Origin of the sequence: Sorangium sp. So ce375 (genome assembly GCF_051473855.1) — a bacterium.
In the GTDB taxonomy this organism is placed as follows: Bacteria; Myxococcota_A; Polyangia; order Polyangiales; family Polyangiaceae; genus Sorangium.
This window is the reverse complement of record NZ_CP150335.1, coordinates 12,120,870-12,136,043: the sequence shown is the minus strand read 5'-3', so window position 1 is coordinate 12,136,043 and position 15,174 is coordinate 12,120,870. Positions and strand designations below refer to the sequence as shown.

Sequence of the window (15,174 nt, the reverse complement as noted above, 5' to 3'; positions counted from 1 at the left end):
GCTGCCCGGCCCACGGGGAGGGTCCCGGAAGCAGGGACGAAGCGCTGCGAGCTCCCAGCGTCACCCGGCGTACGCGATGTCCTCCCCGAGCTCGGCGTAGCGGAGCGCCGCGAGCGCCCATCGCTGATGGCCGGCGATCATGGCGTCGATCGCGTCGAGGTACTCGCGGATCCCGCTGGTCGGCCACGACGAGAGCACCTTCTCCTTGACCTGCTGGTAATCGGCGATCCGATCGTCGTGCATGCGCCTGAGCCGCGCGGCGGCCTCTGCCAGCGTGAGCCCCTCGCTCTCCCGGAGGACGACGAGCAGGTTGTGCACCTCGCCCGACCTCAGCTCCTTCTCGAGCGAGAAGTAATCGTTGGTCCAGCAGAGGATGTCGTTGCATATCTCGCGTACGGTCTGGAGCAGCGGATGCTGGACGAGCTCCAGGGGCAGCGGGTGCTCGAGCAGCAGCTCGAGCAGGTCACAGTAGGGATAGACCGCTCCGCTGTAGCGCCTCATCATGATGTACTCTTCGAGCTCGGGGACCCGCTGGCGCATCCGGTTGTTCGCCTCCCAGAGGTTGGCCTCGAAGTAATACTGGAAGTGCGACAGCCAGCGGTTCAGGAAGAAATGAGGATTTCCGTCCCTGATCCGGTCGCGGATATCGAGCAACCCACGGGTCAACGGATCGCCCGTGTCCGCCTCGACATACCCGAAGAGCTCGCCCAGGTACCTCTCGTTCAGCTTCGCTACACCCCGAGGATCCGCGCTGAGCTTGCCCTCGTCGTAAGCGTCGTCCAGCAGGAACAGCACGGCCGTGAAATCGGACGCCAGCTGCAGGGTCTGTACGCTCGCCGATGGGAAGACCCACGCCGCCAGGTGCGCGACGTTGGCCGCCTTGATGCGCGAGAGCGCACGCTCATCGGGCGCCAGCCGCATCCGGCGAACCCACTGCAACGTGCGGCGCGCGGCGGCATCGACCTTGGGGTGACATGACGCAGAGAACGGATACTCGAAATATTCAGCTTCGTTCTTGCTTACGACGATGCTCTTTCTCTCTGACGACATCGTGGAATCCATCGCAGACCGTGATCCTTCTTCTCTTGAGACCGAGCGCGCGCCGCGGCGCTCCGGGAACCGTGCGAAAGGGTGTTGGCGTGTGAATCTCACCGTGCTGGGGCACCGCGCGTCCTTCGCCTGGAACGCGATCGCGGAGCGTGGACGCAGCCAAGGCCACGCTCGGGCGCAGGCGCTCGCTGGGACGAGACGCGGAGCTCGCGAGCGTCCTGGAGGATGGGCGGTGCACGCGCGGTGAGTGGATCATGTGGGGGTCACCTCGATCGGGAGCGCCAGCGGGCAGCGGGTGTTGAGAGAGACGTTCCAGGCGAGCCGCTCGGCGCGGAGCTCCAGGCGGCGGCAGCGGGGCAAGAGCTCCTCCAGCACCACCCGGGCGTGCGCTCGGGCGAGCAAGGCGCCGAGGCAGAAGTGGGCGCCGTGGCCGAAGGCCAGGCTGGCTTGCGCGCGGCGCTCCGGATGGAAGCGCTCGGGGTCGTGGAACTTCGCCTCGTCGCGCAGCCCCGCCCCCACGAGCAACGCCACCACCGCGTGGGCAGGCAGCCTCACGCCGGCCAGCTCCGTCTCGGCGAGGGTGAGGCGCATCGTGGCGTGCACCGGAGGCTCGAAGCGCAGCGATTCCTCGATGAAATGCGGCACGAGCGCGGGCTCCGCCCGCAGTCGATCCATCCAGGCCGGTAGCCGCGCGAGGATCAACGCCATGTGGGTCATCAGCGTCACCGCCGTCTCGAGGCCCGCGACGAAGAGCAGGAATAGGAATCCCAGCAGCTCTTCATCCGTGAGCACGCTGTCGTTCACACGAGATCGGAGCAGATCGCTCACCAGATCGTTCCCAGGCTTCCGGCGGCGGCTCGCCAGCAGGTCTCTCATGTATCGCTCCATCTCGTCGATGGTGCTCCGCACCTCGCCGAGCCGCCTGTGGTCCTCCGGTGAGATGGCGGCGATGCTGAGGATGTCCGTCGTCCAGCGCTGGAAATCGTCCTGGAGAGAGGGGTCGAACCCGAGCAGCTGCACGAGGACATTGACCTGCGCTCGATACGCAAAATCGGGTATGAAGTCGACGGTGCGGCGCTGAAGCATCTCAGCGACGAGCCGCGCCGCCTTGGAGCGCATCTGCGGCTCCAGCGCGCCGACCGTGCTCGCGGTGAAGGCGCGGCCGATCAGGTTGCGCAATTGACTGTGTCGTGGCGGATCGGCCAGGATCAGAGAGTCGGACAAGGGATTATGACGCTGGAGGTGGGGGGGCTCGGACGCGACGCGCAGCCCAGCGGACGAGAACACCTGTGTGTTCTTGAGGGCTGCCACGATGTCATCGTACCGCGTGACCACCCACATCCCGCCCGGGTCCACCTGGCAGACGGGCGACTCGCGGCGCAGCGCCGCATAGAAGGGGTACGGGTTCTCTCGGACCTCGGGGGAAAACAAGTTAAGTCGACTCATCGCGCTCTTCCTGTGGCGAAGGGTAGACGCGGCCGCAGCGCCTTGGCGGCGCGCGTCGGCCAGCGTGGAGTGTGGTGCTGCCTCAGATGGAGTGCTGGGCGACGCGATGGCGTCGATTCGGTGCTGCCCTGAGGCAGCTGGCCCCTAGCGCTGAAAGAGCACGAAAAGGAAGCCGCAGGCCGCGTTTCCGCGGAGCTCCAGCGCGCGGTCACCTGGGTGCATCTCCCGCGAGCAGAGGGCGCTGAACAGCCGCCTCGCGGTCCGAGCCAACGCTCGGCGTCCGCGCGACACGGCTGCACTCCTCGATCGTCGCTGCGCTCGCCAGGAGGCGAGCATGCGACTCACGAGCGCCTGGACTGCTGCCGGGGCATCTCCCGGTGCATCATGGGACCAGAGCAAGCGAGAGAGCCGCTAGGCTCTCCTCATGGCTGCAGGCGCCCGATGGTTCGTGGGTGCTCCTCCATCTGATGACAGCATCCTATACCATGCGGACGAATGCGCAACTGTATTCTTATTTGCGAACTTCACACGACAAGCCCGTGCATTGAAAACGCTGCCGCCACCGAATCTTCCAATCATCCAATACGACGACCAACCCTCCACGACAGACCGCGTGAATAAAAATACATTTGAGCATCCGCGGCGCGCGCTTTTCCGGCAGGCGTCGAAGACATCTACTGCTCTCGAGCGACGCGACTGTGGTCTTCCGGTGGAAGGCGTTGCGATCGACGGGCAATGATCTCTGGAGGATCTGCGACGTCTCTCGCGAGGGACTGTGCAGCGATGCAATCTGCAGTCGACTCGGGTTTCATCCGTGAATGCGGGGCGCGTGACCTGGACGGCCTCCGCTACGCTCTGGATGGAGCGAGCCGTAGAGACGAGACTGCCTAAGGCGTACGTCGGCGCGAACGCCCGCGGCGCCTGCCTGAGATGTTGACGGCGAAGTAATGCGCCATCGATGTGACGTGCATTTCAACAATGCACGGCCACACCGGGGTGCGCCGGCTCGTCATGCAAGATGGACGCCCCCGGCTGCGCGTGGCTCGTGTTCTCCGGTCCGGCGCTGAACCGCTGAACAGCCGCTGTGGGCGGGAGACGGCCAGACCCTTGACGATGCGACCGATCGGTCATATGACTGACCGGTCGCATGCCGAAGAGCACGTTCTTTGGGCTGCCCGAGGAACGGCGGGACCGCCTCGTCCGCGAGGCGATCGCCGAGTTCGCGGATCGCCCCTACGCCGAGGCCTCGCTGTCGCAGATCGCGCGGCGCGCCCGCATCCCGAAGGGCAGCTTCTATCAGTACTTCGACGACAAGCTCGATCTCTACCGGTGGCTCCTCACCGAGGAGGTGCCGCGGCAGAAGCGCGCCTTCATCGGCGCCGCGTGCCTGGAGGGCGACTTCTGGGCTCGCCTGGAGGCCATGATCGAGCGCGGCATGGCGTTCCTCGTGGAGCACCCGCGCCTCGCCCGCCTGTCCGCGGCGGCCGCCGACCCGACCGCGGTCGTCGAGGTCCGCGGCCTGCACAAGGCCATCTGCGAGGCGGGCGACGCGGAGCTCCGGGCCTTGCTCGAGGAGGGGATCGCGAGCGGCGCCGTCCGCTCCACCGACACGAGCCTCGAGGTGGCGACCCGGCTGGTCGCCGCCGTCATCGGCCCCGGGTTGACCGAGGTCGTGCTCCAGGAGCTCGGTGCCGAGCTCCACGACGTGCTGGCCTCGGACTCGCTGCGAAAGCAGCTCGGCCCGAAGCGCCGCCGTCGCCTCGCCCAGCAGGCGGTCCGGTTCATCCAGCGCGGCCTCGGCGCCGACACCGCGTGACGTCACAAAGAAAGGAAGCCTCATGATCACTTACGACTTCACTGGACGGGTCGCGCTCGTCACGGGGGGGACCTCCGGCATCGGCCTCGCGACGGCGCGCGCGTTCGCTCGCGCGGGGGCGCGCGTCGTCGTCGCCGCGCGCGACGAAGACGCCGGGCAGCGGGCCTGCGCGGCGCTGGAGCGAGAGGGCGCGCCGGCGCTGTTCGTCCAGATCGACGTGCGGGACGAGGCCTCGGTGAAGCGCGCCGTGGAAGAGGCGATGAAGCGCTTCGACCGGCTCGATTTCGCGGCCAACTGCGCGGGCGTCGGCGGCGACATGGCCCGCATCGAGGACGCCGATCAGGCGGTGTGGGACGACGTCATGGCGACAAACGCACGGGGGGTCTGGCTGGCCATGCGGCACGAGGTCCCGGCCATGCTGGCCTCGCGCGGGGGCGCCATCGTCAACATGAGCTCCATCTACGGCGTCGCCGGGAAGCCGGCGCACCACGCCTACGTCGCGTCCAAGCACGCTGTCGTCGGGATGACACGGTCGGTGGCGCTGGAGGTCGCGTCCCGTGGGATCCGCGTGAACGCCCTCTGCGCCGGCGTCACCCGCACGCCCGCCATGCAGCAGGCGGAGGCGCTCGCGCCCGAGCTGGTCCACGCGCTGGTCGCGCAGCACCCCCTCGGGCGGATGGCGACGGAGGACGAGATCGCCGGTGCCGCCCTGTGGCTGTGCTCGGACGGCGCCGGCTACGTGACCGGCGCCGCGATCCCGGTCGACGGCGGCTTCCTGGCCGCCTGACCGCGCCGACAAGCCGCCTGGCCAGAGCGCCCGAGCGCGCCGCAAGGCCGCTTCCCTGAGGTCCTGTCGGCGCGGCGCACGACCCCTACGCGACGACACGACGACGCCACCACGCGATGACGCCCACAACGATCGCGGAGCCGCGGTTGCGTGGGCCTCTGCCGTCTGTTACAGAGGACGGCTGACGCAAGAGGAGAGTGCTCCGGTGAAGATCAGCTCCTGAATCGGTCTCCGTCGCAGGTCGCGAGCGCGACAGGTGGCATCCCTGCTCCCTGGCCGCGCGAGGCAGCCTGCCCGTCCCGTGACCGGGCCATGTGGCCCTCAGGATTCAGGAGCTCTCATGTTGTCGTTGCGCGCGCACCGCCTCTCCTTCGCTTATTCTGACGCGTCTCCCGTCCTCCTGGACGTCGAGCTGTGCCTGGCGCCCGGCTGGTATGGGATCGTCGGGCCGAACGGCGCCGGCAAGACGACGCTCCTCCGGCTCTTCGCCGGCGATCTCGCGCCCGACACGGGGAGCCTGCGGCTCGATCCGCGGGGCGCGACGATCGCGGTCTGCCCGCAGGCCGTGGAGCACGCGGACGAGGCGATCCGCGCGCTGGCCGGCGCCGACAGCGGCGCCGCGCGCAGGCTGCGCGGCGAGCTCTTCCTCGACCCGGCCGAGCTCGGGCGCTGGGCCACGCTGTCGCCCGGCGAGCGCAAGCGCTGGCAGATCGGCGCGGCGCTCGCCGCGGAGCCGGACCTGCTCCTGCTCGACGAGCCGACGAACCACATCGACGCGGACGCGCGGGCGCTGCTCGCCGGCGCGCTCGCCGGATTCCGGGGCATCGGGGCGTGCGTCTCGCACGATCGCGAGCTGCTCGACGCGCTCACCGCCGGCACGATCCGGGTCGAGCGGGGCGCGGCGACGCTCTATCCCGGCGGGTACAGCGCGGCGAAGGCGCTCTGGGAGGCCGAGGCGCGCGGGCGCGAGGAGGCGCACCAGCGGCTGCGCGCCGAGGAGCGGCAGCTCCGCCGCCGCCTCGGCGAGGAGCGGCGGGCGCAGGCCTCGGCCGACGCGGACCGGAGCACGAAGCGGCGGATGAAGGGCCCGCGCGACAGCGACGCCCGGGGCCTGCTCGCAGACTTCCGCGTGTCCAGCGCCGAAGCGCGGCTGTCGCGCAACGTCGGTGTGACCCGGCGCAAGCTCGAGAAGGCCTCGGCCGAGGCGGGAGAGCTCGAGCTCGAGAAGGCGGTGGGCCGCAGCGTGTTCGTCGATTACGAGCGATCGCCCGCGCCGTGGCTGTTCGTGCTCGACACCCCCGAGATCCGCGCCGGCGGCGAAGGCGGCGGGCGGCCTCTGCTGCGGGACGTGCGGCTAGGCGTCGGCCGCGAGGACCGCATCCGGATCGCGGGCCCGAACGGGGGCGGCAAGACCACGCTGGTGAAGGCGCTGCTCGCGAGCGCGCGGGTGCCGGCGGAGAAGGTGCTCTACGTGCCGCAGGAGCTCGGTGAAGCAGAGGAGCGGGCCCTCCTCGCGACGGCGCGGCGCCTCCCTCCGGACGAGCGCGGCCGGGTGATGTCGCTCGTGGCCGCGCTCGGGGTGGAGCCAGGGCCGCTGCTCGCGTCGGCGCGGCCGTCGCCCGGCGAGGCGCGAAAGCTGATGATCGCGCTCGGCCTCGGCCAGCACGCGTGGGCCCTGGTGCTGGACGAGCCCACAAATCACCTGGATCTGCCCTCGATCGAGCGGCTGGAGCGCGCCCTCGCCGACTACCCGGGCGCGCTGGTGCTCGTCACCCATGATCGGGAGTTCGGGAGGAGCTGCACGTCGACCCTCTGGACGGTGGCCGACGGAGAGGTGCTGGTGTCGTCCGACGACGCCGGCGCGTGACCCGCGCCGGCGCCCTTGCGGTCGCGCTTTTACCGTCGCGCGTCGCGCCGCGCTCAGTCGATGACCGGCTTGCCGCCCATCTCCTTCAGCACGGCGTCCGCGCCCGACACCGCGTCCATCACCCACTCCATGTAGCGGTAATCGACGTGGATGGTCCGGGTGATCGACGGCATGAACAGCCAGTCGGACGCCATCGCCTCGTAGTTGCCGTCGAAGGCGAGGCCCACGAGCTCGCCGCGCGCGTTCAGCGTGGCAGAGCCGGAGTTGCCGTTCGTGATGTCGAGGTCGCTCAGGAAGCAGACCGGCACCTCGCCGAGGTCCTTGTCCACGTACGGGCCGAACCGCTTCTCGCGCGCCGCCTCCAGCAGGGTCGCCGGCGTGTTGAACGGCGCCTCGCCGGTGCTCTTCTTCACGACCTCGCTGAGCACGGTGAACGGGCGATACACCGGCTTGTCGCGCTCCGGGCGGTAACCCCGCACGGTGCCGTAGGTGACGCGGAGCGTGCCGTTGGCGTCGGGCGCGAGGACGCCGCCCCGGTGCTCGCGGAGCGCCTCGACGAAGCGCGGCTTCACGAGGGCCATCGCGCCGGCGTAGGCCTTGTCCCGCGCCTCGATGGCCTTGTCGACCGGCGCGAGCTCGAGCGCCAGCCGGATCATCGGGTCCCGGCTCGCCTGGAGCTCCGCGAGCGTCGCCGTCTTGAGCAGCTGGATCCGGGTCGCCGCGTCCTCGAGCGCCGTCTTCTCGTAGATCGCGTCGATCGCCGCGGCGATGCCGGCCTCCGTCTGCGCCTGCCCGCCCGCGAGGCTCCCGAGCAGCGCGGGCCTGTCCTTCGGCTCGAGCCGCAGCGCGCGCCGCGTGGCCAGCTTGAAGGTGCTCCTATCGATCGCGCGGTCGTACGACTTCTGCAGCGACGCCTGCGCCTGCTCGAGGCGCTCCCAGTTGCGCTGCTGGTACTCGGCCTCGCGCTCTGCGTCGGCCTTCGGCCGCTCCTCCGCCATGCGCACGATCGTGACCGCGGCGTCGAGCAGCCTCGCCGACGAGAAGATCTCCGACACGGCCGCGTCGTGGTCGCGCGTCGCCTTCTGCTCTGCGTGCAGCGCGGCGATGCGCTCGATCGCGCCGCCGTAGGCCGCCTTGCGCTGCGGGTCGGCGTCGATCCAGGCCTTGAGCTCGCCCTCCTGCTTGACCTTCTCCTTGGCGAGGCCGCCCTGGACCAGCCCGTCGAGCAGGCCGCGCGTCTTGAGCAGGTAGTTGGCGTAGCCCTGGATGGTCGGCTCCGCCTTGATCCGCAGCGCCGGGTCGTTCTTGCCGAGCTCCTCCAGGAGGGCGATCGACTCCTCGTAGAACGACACCCGCTTCGGGTACTGCCATGACACCGCGGACTCCACCTCTGCGGCGGTCCGGAGGCGGTTCGTCGTGCCGGGGTAGCCGGCGACCATCACCAGGTCGCCCTGGTGGAGCGGCGACGACGCGAGCTTCAGGTGGTGCGCCGGCCGGTAAGGCACGTTGTCCTCGGCGTGGGCCGCCGGCCGGTTGTCCTTGCCGACATAGGCCCTGAAGAACGCGAAATCGCCGGTGTGGCGCGGCCAGCGCCAGTTGTCGATGTCCCCGCCGAAGTTGCCGATCGCCTCTTGCGGGACATAGACGATGCGGACGTCCTTGATCTCGAGCTGCTCGATCAAGGAAACCTGGCCACCTCCGAAATACTCGGCGATGGAGCAACGGATCTCAGGGCGCCCTTCTTCGCACGCGGTCACGAGCTGCTTCTTGCGCTTCTCGATCTCCTCGTAGCGCTCGAGGTCGCCCGGGATCGCCTCGACGCCGCGCCGCACCTCGCCGGTGACGTCGCGGAACGCGCGGGTCACGTAGACGCGCGCGGTGGGGCCGGCCCATCGCTCCTCGGCGCGGGTCTTCGCCAGGTAGCCGTTCGTCAGGAGGTCCTGCTCCGGGGTGGAGTTGTACTGGAGCGCCCTGGTCGAGCAGTGGTGGTTCGTGGCGATGAGCCCATCCGGCGAGACGAACGAGGCCGAGCAGCCGCCCAGGCTCACCACCGCGCCGAGCGGGGACGCCGTGGGATCGGCGAGCGACTCGGGATCGATCTCGAGCCCGAGCGCCTTGAGCTGGTCCTTGTGCTGCGGCATCTGCTCCGGCATCCACATCCCGCCGGGGTTCTCGAAGGGCGCCCCCTGGCCGGGCCCCGACTCCGGCGGCTTCGTATCGCCCGCTTGCGGCCGCTCCGACCCGCAGCCCGGCGCGAGCGCGGAGGCGGCGAACAACGCGAGCAGCGTATGACTACGTAGAGAGGAGTGAGACATGCGGGGTTGTTACCATCGTCGGTGGACGACGCAACCACACCACAACTTTCTAGTAATACGATACACCTGAAGCACCCTCGCGGATTTACCGGGAAGATTGAACAGGGGGACGGGGAGGCGGGGAGAAAGAGAGTAAAATCCCACCGATCTCCCTGTCTCTCCGCCTCCCTGCTCGAATTCCTGCTCAACGTGCCAACAAGAGGAGGGTGGTTGTCAGACGAGACACACTAGAACGGGCCTCGGGCGGTCAGGAGACGCGCGGAGGCGGCGCGCGGGAGGCGTTCCGCGCGTGGTGATCGACACCGGATCTCATCGATGTTCGTGGAGGCGGGCTTCGCCTGCTTCAGCGGGCTTGGCTCGGCTTCTCATGTTCTCTGCGCCGGTCGGCCGGACTGGCGTCCACGGCATTCCGGATGAGGCGCGCGCGGGGTGACGCCGCGTGCGGGCAAGCGCGCGGCGCGGGGGTCGGTCGAGCCGCTCGTGCTGTGTGGCTCAGTCGACCTGGTGAGCCCGGAACGCGGCGACGGCCCCGTGGGTCTCCAGGCAGCGGTGGATCCACGCGGCGTCGCGCGCGCGCACGGCGATGAGCCGGACGTCGCCGGAGCCGTCGAGCGCCTGGAGGCCCTGGAAGCCGACGAGCGCTGCTTCCTGGAGCGTCATCACCTGCGCTCCCGTCTCGCGCAGGACCTCGTCGCTGAGCAGGCCGGCGCCGTCGGAACCCTCGGCGAGGTGCACCTCGAACACGGTCATCATGAGGCCATGGTCGCCGGGCGGCGCCGCGCCGACAAGGGCCGTCGTGCGCGGCGCGTCGCCCCTTCACCGATCGGCGGCGGCCTGGCGCCCTGTCACCCCTTGCCGGCGGCCTCGCGCTTCGTCTCGAGCTCCTCCCACCGGCTGACCAGGCGCGCCGCCTCCTCCTTGGCGCGCTCCAGCTCCGAGAGCAGCCCCGCCACGTCCGCGCCGCGGCTCGCGTAGAGCGTCGGGTCGGCGAGCTTCGCGTCGAGCTCGGCGACCTTCTGCTCGGCCGCGTCGATCCGCCCCATGATGCCGTCGAGCTCGGTCCGCTCGGCGAACGTGAGCTTCGGCTTGTCGCCTGCCTTCGCGGCGGCCTTCGCCGGCGCCGCCGCCGGCCGGGCCTCCGCCACCTGGGCCTTCGCGGCCCGCGCCTCGGCCTCGATCTCGAGCGCGGCGTGGGCGCGCTGCTCGCGGTACGCGTCGTAGTTGCCCGCGTACCGCACGACCCGTCCGTCGCCCTCGAACGCGAGGATGGAGGTCGCCACCCGGTTCAGGAACCAGCGATCGTGGGTCACGACGAGCGCCGAGCCTTCGAGCTCGATGAGCATCTCCTCGAGCGCGGCGAGGGTCATCACGTCGAGATCGTTCGTGGGCTCGTCGAGGATGATCACGTTGACGCTCTGGGTGAGCATCTTCGCGAGGGCGACCCGGGCGCGCTCGCCGCCGGAGAGCGAGCCCACCGGCTGCCGCGCCTTGTTCGGATCGAACAGGAACCGCTCCAGGTAGCTGCGCACGTCCATGGATCGGCCGCCGACCTCGACGCGCGTGTGCGAGCCCGCGATGTTCTCGAAGATCGATTTGTCGAGGTCGAGCCCGCTCCGGTGCTGGTCGAAGTAGGCGACGCTCGTGTTCTTCCCCAGCACGACCTCGCCTTCCATGCGGGGCCCCTCGGCGGCCGCGCCGTCGCCCTCGGCGCCGAGCTGGCCGAGGATCGCGCGGAGCATCGTTGTCTTGCCCGTGCCGTTGCGGCCGACGATGCCGACGCGCTCGCCCTTGGTCAGGGTGAAGTCGAGGCCGCGCACGAGCCATTTGCCGTCGAGCGAGAGGCCGAGCTTCTTCAGCTCGAGGATGGTCTTGCCGGTGCGCACCGCCTCCACGGAGAGCTGCGCGGTCCGCTCCGCCTTGGGCGGCGGCGCGCTCTTGGTCGTCTCCGCGCGCTGGATGCGGGCCTTCTGCTTGCCGGTGCGCGCCTTCGGCTGCCGCCTGAGCCACTCGAGCTCGGTGCGCAGGAAGTTCTGCCGGTTCGACTCGGTGCGCGCCTCGAGCGCGAGGCGATCGGCCTTCTGCTCGAGGTACTCCTCGTAGCCGCCGTCGTAGCTGTAGACCTTGCCCTTGTCGATCTCGAGCGTGCGCTCCGCGACGCGGTCGAGCAGGTAGCGGTCGTGGGTGATGAGGAGCAGCGCGCCGGGGTGCTCCTCGACGAGGTAGCGCTCGAGCCACTCGACGGTCTCGACGTCGAGGTGGTTGCTGGGCTCGTCGAGCACGGCGAGGGCGGGCCGCGACACGAGGAGGCGGGCGAGCGCGACGCGCCTGCGATCGCCGCCGCTGAGCACGCTCATGGGCGCGTCGGGCCGCGTCACGCCGACGTGGCCGATGATGGCGTCGACCCGGTGCATCATGTCCCAGCCGCCGAGCCGCTCGACGTCGGCCGCGGCCTCGGCCTGCTCGGCGAGCAGCGCCTCGGCGTCCCCCGAGCCGGCCGCGAGCGCCCGGCTCACCTCGTCGTGGCGGGCCTTGGCGGCGTGCCACGCGGAGAGCCCGGCGAGCACCACGTCGCGCGCGGTGTCGGTCGGCTCGAAGACCGGGTCCTGCGAGAGGACGCCGATCTCGGCGCCGCGGCGGCGCGCGATGGTGCCGCTGTCGGGCTGCTCCTGGCCGGCGAGGATGCGGGCGAGCGTGCTCTTGCCGGAGCCGTTGACGCCGACCAGGCCCACGCGCTCGCCCGTGCGGATGTTGACCGAGACGCCGTCGAGGATCGTCTGGGGACCGAAGGATTTGTGGAGATCGTGAGCGGTGAGGACGGGCACAGGGCGCGGAGCTTAGCGCAGCCTGGGAGGGGTGGGCCGGGTTTGCTCGGCATGCGGAGAGCTCGGCCGAGGCGCTCCAGCGGGAGAGCCGCCGCCTCTGCGACGTAGAGTGGCCCCTGGGCGCGCCGGCCGCCGCGGGCCGCACCGCCCCCGAGGTGGATCGAGGAGGATTGCGCGTCGCGATCAGGGCGTGCTGTTCGGATCGGCGGGATCGCTGCCAGCCGCGCGCTCGTCGCCGTCGAGGAACCCATCGAGATCGCGATCGACGCCGATGCGCTCCCCGGAGCCCGGCGGCGCGCAGGTGTAGGTGAGCGAGCTGCCGCTCCCGAGCACAACCGCGCGCAGGAAGGCGTCGGCGATCGAGGGCACGAGCTGGGAGTCGGCCGCGAAGTGGTCGTCTCCGACGTACAGGAAGCCGAGCTCGAGCGGGCCTATCTGGCCCTTGGCGACGAGATCGCACTCGCCCACGTCGGCGCGCGCCTTCAGGAGATCGATGCGCGCGCCGGCCACGGCCTGGCTCGCGGTGCCGAGAGTCACCTGCTGCCCGACGATCGGCGCCAGGTTGCTGTCGAAGGCGAGCATGAACTGCTCCATGTTCCGCTTGACCTGCTCGCCCTCCGGCGTGATGGGGATGCCGACCGGGTTGATGGGGCTCGCGTCGAAGCCGCTCGTGAACTGGAAGAGGCTCGGGGTGGTCCCATCGTGGTTGAACCCGAAGCCACGGATCTGATCGCCGAGGAATGGATCGGGCGGGCTCGAGCCGATGGGGACGGCGGAGCCGAACATGCCGATCTTCTGGTACATGTTGCGCAGGTGCGGGACCTTGAAGAGCTGCGGCTCCGGCGCGAAGCCGGAGCGGCCGTCGGTCCCGAAGAAGCCGGCGAACCGGCCCGCGCCGGGGTTGGCCTCCGGGTCGAGGACGTGGCAGTCGTTGCACGTGCCGTTCGGCGCAAGGATTGTGTTGAAATAGGCGTCGCGCCCGGCCTGTTGAGACGGCGTGAGCGAGTTGTCGAGGTTCCGGATCGGGTTCGGCGGATACACGATCTGGAGGATGAAGTCCGTGAGCTTCTGCATCTCCTCGTCGGCGAGCGGCGCGCTGCGGCCGAGCAGCGCCACGAACGCCCCGTTGAACTTCTTGAACCCCGCCTCCTCGTCGAACACCCCGTCGTCGGGCTGCGAGGTCGGCTCGTCGTTGCCGCCGGTGCGATCGGCGCGCCAGTGCATGGGGCCGTGGTTCGCCATGCCGCGCAGGCTCTGCGTAACCATTGGCCCCTTCATCGGGTGAAGATCCTTGGGCACGCCCGCGGTGGGATCGGGGGGAAAGCCGGGCACCACGAACGGCACGATCGGGCTCGGGTTGTCGAGCACGGTGCCGTCCGGATTGCCGAGGTTCCACGCGAGGCTGTCGAGGTCGCCGAACACGTGGCAGCTCCCGCAGGACGAGTCGCCGTGGCTCGAGCTGCGCCGCGCGTCGTAGAGGAACTGGCGCCCCTCGACCACGCTCGGCGGCTCGGGGTTGAACATCGCGTGGTGCGCGATCTCGCGCTTCACCTTGGTGTCGACGACGGCGATCGCGTTGTCGAAGCGGGTGAGCACGTACATGCGCCGGCGCGCCTCGTCGAGGACCATGCCCGTCGGACCGCCGCCGCGCAGCGGGATCTGGTTCGCCGCGCTCGGGACGAAGGTGTCGTTCTCGAGCGCCGCGGTCGAGTAGACGCCGATCTTGGAGGAGCCGAAAGCGGCCACGTACAGCCTGGATCCATCGCCGGTCACCGCCATGCCGAGCGGCTGTGCGAGGCTCGTCTCGCTCTCGGCGTTGGGGATGGGGGCGCCGGCGGTGCTGTAGTCGATGTGCTTGTTGAGGTGCCTCGAGGCGACCGCGCCCGCGGCGCCGAGCACCGCGATCCGGCTCTCGTGCAGGTGCCCCCGGAGGCTCTCGCCCGCGAAGTCGCCCGGCCCCTCGAAGTTCAGCTCGTTCCGGGCGTCGGTGTTCGAGACGTAGACCTTCCCGTTCTTCGGGTTGACGGCCATGTTGAAGAGCACCGTGCCCACGCCCGCGTAGGCGCCCGCCGCTCCCGCGAGCTGCGCCGGAGGGTTTGCGGCCGCGTCGATGACGAACACATCCTTGTCGGGCAGGGAGAACCTCACCTCGTCGTCCCAGGGGCGGCCTAGCGAGTCGACCCAGCTCTCGCCGTCGTGCTTGACGATGATCCCCACCTCGGGCGCCGGGATCCCCTCGAAGTTTGTGTTGGGCCCTGGCACGCCGCCCATCTCCTCGCCCCCGTCCGGCACCGCCTGCTCCGGGATGGTCGTGGTGCGGTTGCCCGAGTGGAACGCGGCCGCGTACACGCGCGATCCGTCGGGCGTCACCGCGAGCGCGCGCGGCGTGTCGCCGAAGAGGGTGACGATGGTCAGCGGATCGCCGCCGAGCGACGCCCCCAGGTTCCTCGAATCGAAGACCCAGACGTCGGCCCGGCCGACCCCCGGCGTGGTGAGCTGCGGGTCGAAGGGCACGTTCTGACCGCGGTGCGCGGCCGTGATGAACGCCCTCTTCTTGCCGGGGCCGGCGAAGACGATGTCCCGCGGCTCGTCGCCGACGAGCAGCGTGCGCACCACGACACCTCCCCTCCCGCTCGCGTTCACCTTCACCACGCTCACGCTGTCGGAGAGGTGATTGACGACCCACACCTCGTCGTCGCTCCGGGCCGCGACCGCGACCGGCTCGAGCCCGACCGGCACGGCCCCCCGGTGGACGAGCCCATCGTTCGTGACGCGGAAGATCTCGAGTCGGTTGTCCGGCGTGTTCACGGCGAAGAGCAGCTTGCCGTTCGGCGAGAGGGCGAGCGGCCGGACCTGCCCGCTCTCGAACACCGTGAACGACGCCGCTGAGGCCTCTGCGCCGGCCGACATGCCCACGGCGAGCGCAGCCGCGAAGATGGTCTTGGAAATGGCACGAGGATACAGGAAGCGCATGAGACCTCCTTGAAAGGACGGCGGCGCACCGTCGCACAGAGGAGCACCGCGCGCTACGGGCGAGCTTGCACGCAGACACGAAGCAGGTGTGGACGGCG

The 15,174-nt window shown here is 70.1% G+C and carries 10 protein-coding genes; 4 read left to right on the top strand and 6 right to left on the bottom strand.

Translation table 11 applies throughout. The features are described 5' to 3' along the window. Positions 1-60: 60 nt before the first annotated feature. Positions 61-1,050, bottom strand: coding sequence for a terpene synthase family protein (locus WME90_RS45090; protein WP_437278286.1), 990 nt, complete (start codon positions 1,048-1,050; stop codon positions 61-63). A gap of 252 nt (positions 1,051-1,302) precedes the next feature. Next, positions 1,303-2,496 carry a cytochrome P450 gene (locus WME90_RS45085; protein WP_437278285.1) on the bottom strand — a complete coding sequence of 398 codons (1,194 nt, stop codon included), beginning with the start codon at positions 2,494-2,496 and terminating at the stop codon, positions 1,303-1,305. A 424-nt stretch (positions 2,497-2,920) separates the two neighbouring features. On the opposite strand from WME90_RS45085, the gene WME90_RS45080 reads away from it, so the two are divergent. The 4 genes from WME90_RS45080 to WME90_RS45065 all read left to right on the top strand — a co-directional run bounded on the left by WME90_RS45080 (position 2,921) and on the right by WME90_RS45065 (position 6,966). Further along, positions 2,921-3,235 carry a hypothetical protein gene (locus tag WME90_RS45080; protein WP_437278284.1) on the top strand — a complete coding sequence of 105 codons (315 nt, stop codon included), beginning with the start codon at positions 2,921-2,923 and terminating at the stop codon, positions 3,233-3,235. Between the two features lie 408 nt (positions 3,236-3,643). Next, positions 3,644-4,312 (top strand): TetR/AcrR family transcriptional regulator, encoded by a 669-nt coding sequence (locus tag WME90_RS45075; RefSeq protein WP_437278283.1) that lies wholly within the window; start codon positions 3,644-3,646, stop codon positions 4,310-4,312. A 22-nt stretch (positions 4,313-4,334) separates the two neighbouring features. Beyond that, entirely contained in the window at positions 4,335-5,099 is a 765-nt protein-coding gene (locus WME90_RS45070) for an SDR family NAD(P)-dependent oxidoreductase (RefSeq protein ID WP_437278282.1), read from the top strand. Positions 5,100-5,439: 340 nt separating this feature from the next. Next, positions 5,440-6,966 carry an ATP-binding cassette domain-containing protein gene (locus WME90_RS45065; protein WP_437278281.1) on the top strand — a complete coding sequence of 509 codons (1,527 nt, stop codon included), beginning with the start codon at positions 5,440-5,442 and terminating at the stop codon, positions 6,964-6,966. A 53-nt stretch (positions 6,967-7,019) separates the two neighbouring features. On the opposite strand, the gene WME90_RS45060 is transcribed toward WME90_RS45065, so the two are convergent. The 4 genes from WME90_RS45060 to WME90_RS45045 form a co-directional block, all read right to left on the bottom strand. Then, positions 7,020-9,281 (bottom strand): S46 family peptidase, encoded by a 2,262-nt coding sequence (locus tag WME90_RS45060; RefSeq protein WP_437278280.1) that lies wholly within the window; start codon positions 9,279-9,281, stop codon positions 7,020-7,022. 492 nt (positions 9,282-9,773) lie between these two features. Next, positions 9,774-10,034, bottom strand: coding sequence for a hypothetical protein (locus WME90_RS45055; RefSeq protein WP_437278279.1), 261 nt, complete (start codon positions 10,032-10,034; stop codon positions 9,774-9,776). Between the two features lie 92 nt (positions 10,035-10,126). Next, the gene (locus WME90_RS45050; protein ID WP_437278278.1) at positions 10,127-12,103 is read right to left on the bottom strand and encodes an ABC-F family ATP-binding cassette domain-containing protein; all 1,977 of its coding nucleotides are present in this window, start codon (positions 12,101-12,103) and stop codon (positions 10,127-10,129) included. Between the two features lie 183 nt (positions 12,104-12,286). After that, a complete protein-coding gene (locus WME90_RS45045) occupies positions 12,287-15,076 on the bottom strand; it encodes a beta-propeller fold lactonase family protein (protein WP_437278277.1) in 2,790 nt (929 codons plus the stop codon). Positions 15,077-15,174 lie beyond the last annotated feature (98 nt).

Coding starts and splice junctions, on each gene's coding strand:
- WME90_RS45090 (WP_437278286.1), bottom strand. CDS start 1,050: ATGTCGTCAGAGAGAAAGAGCATCGTCGTAAGCAAGAACGAAGCTGAA.
- WME90_RS45085 (WP_437278285.1), bottom strand. CDS start 2,496: ATGAGTCGACTTAACTTGTTTTCCCCCGAGGTCCGAGAGAACCCGTAC.
- WME90_RS45045 (WP_437278277.1), bottom strand. CDS start 15,076: ATGCGCTTCCTGTATCCTCGTGCCATTTCCAAGACCATCTTCGCGGCT.
- WME90_RS45070 (WP_437278282.1), top strand. CDS start 4,335: ATGATCACTTACGACTTCACTGGACGGGTCGCGCTCGTCACGGGGGGG.
- WME90_RS45080 (WP_437278284.1), top strand. CDS start 2,921: ATGGCTGCAGGCGCCCGATGGTTCGTGGGTGCTCCTCCATCTGATGAC.
- WME90_RS45060 (WP_437278280.1), bottom strand. CDS start 9,281: ATGTCTCACTCCTCTCTACGTAGTCATACGCTGCTCGCGTTGTTCGCC.
- WME90_RS45055 (WP_437278279.1), bottom strand. CDS start 10,034: ATGATGACCGTGTTCGAGGTGCACCTCGCCGAGGGTTCCGACGGCGCC.
- WME90_RS45065 (WP_437278281.1), top strand. CDS start 5,440: ATGTTGTCGTTGCGCGCGCACCGCCTCTCCTTCGCTTATTCTGACGCG.
- WME90_RS45075 (WP_437278283.1), top strand. CDS start 3,644: ATGCCGAAGAGCACGTTCTTTGGGCTGCCCGAGGAACGGCGGGACCGC.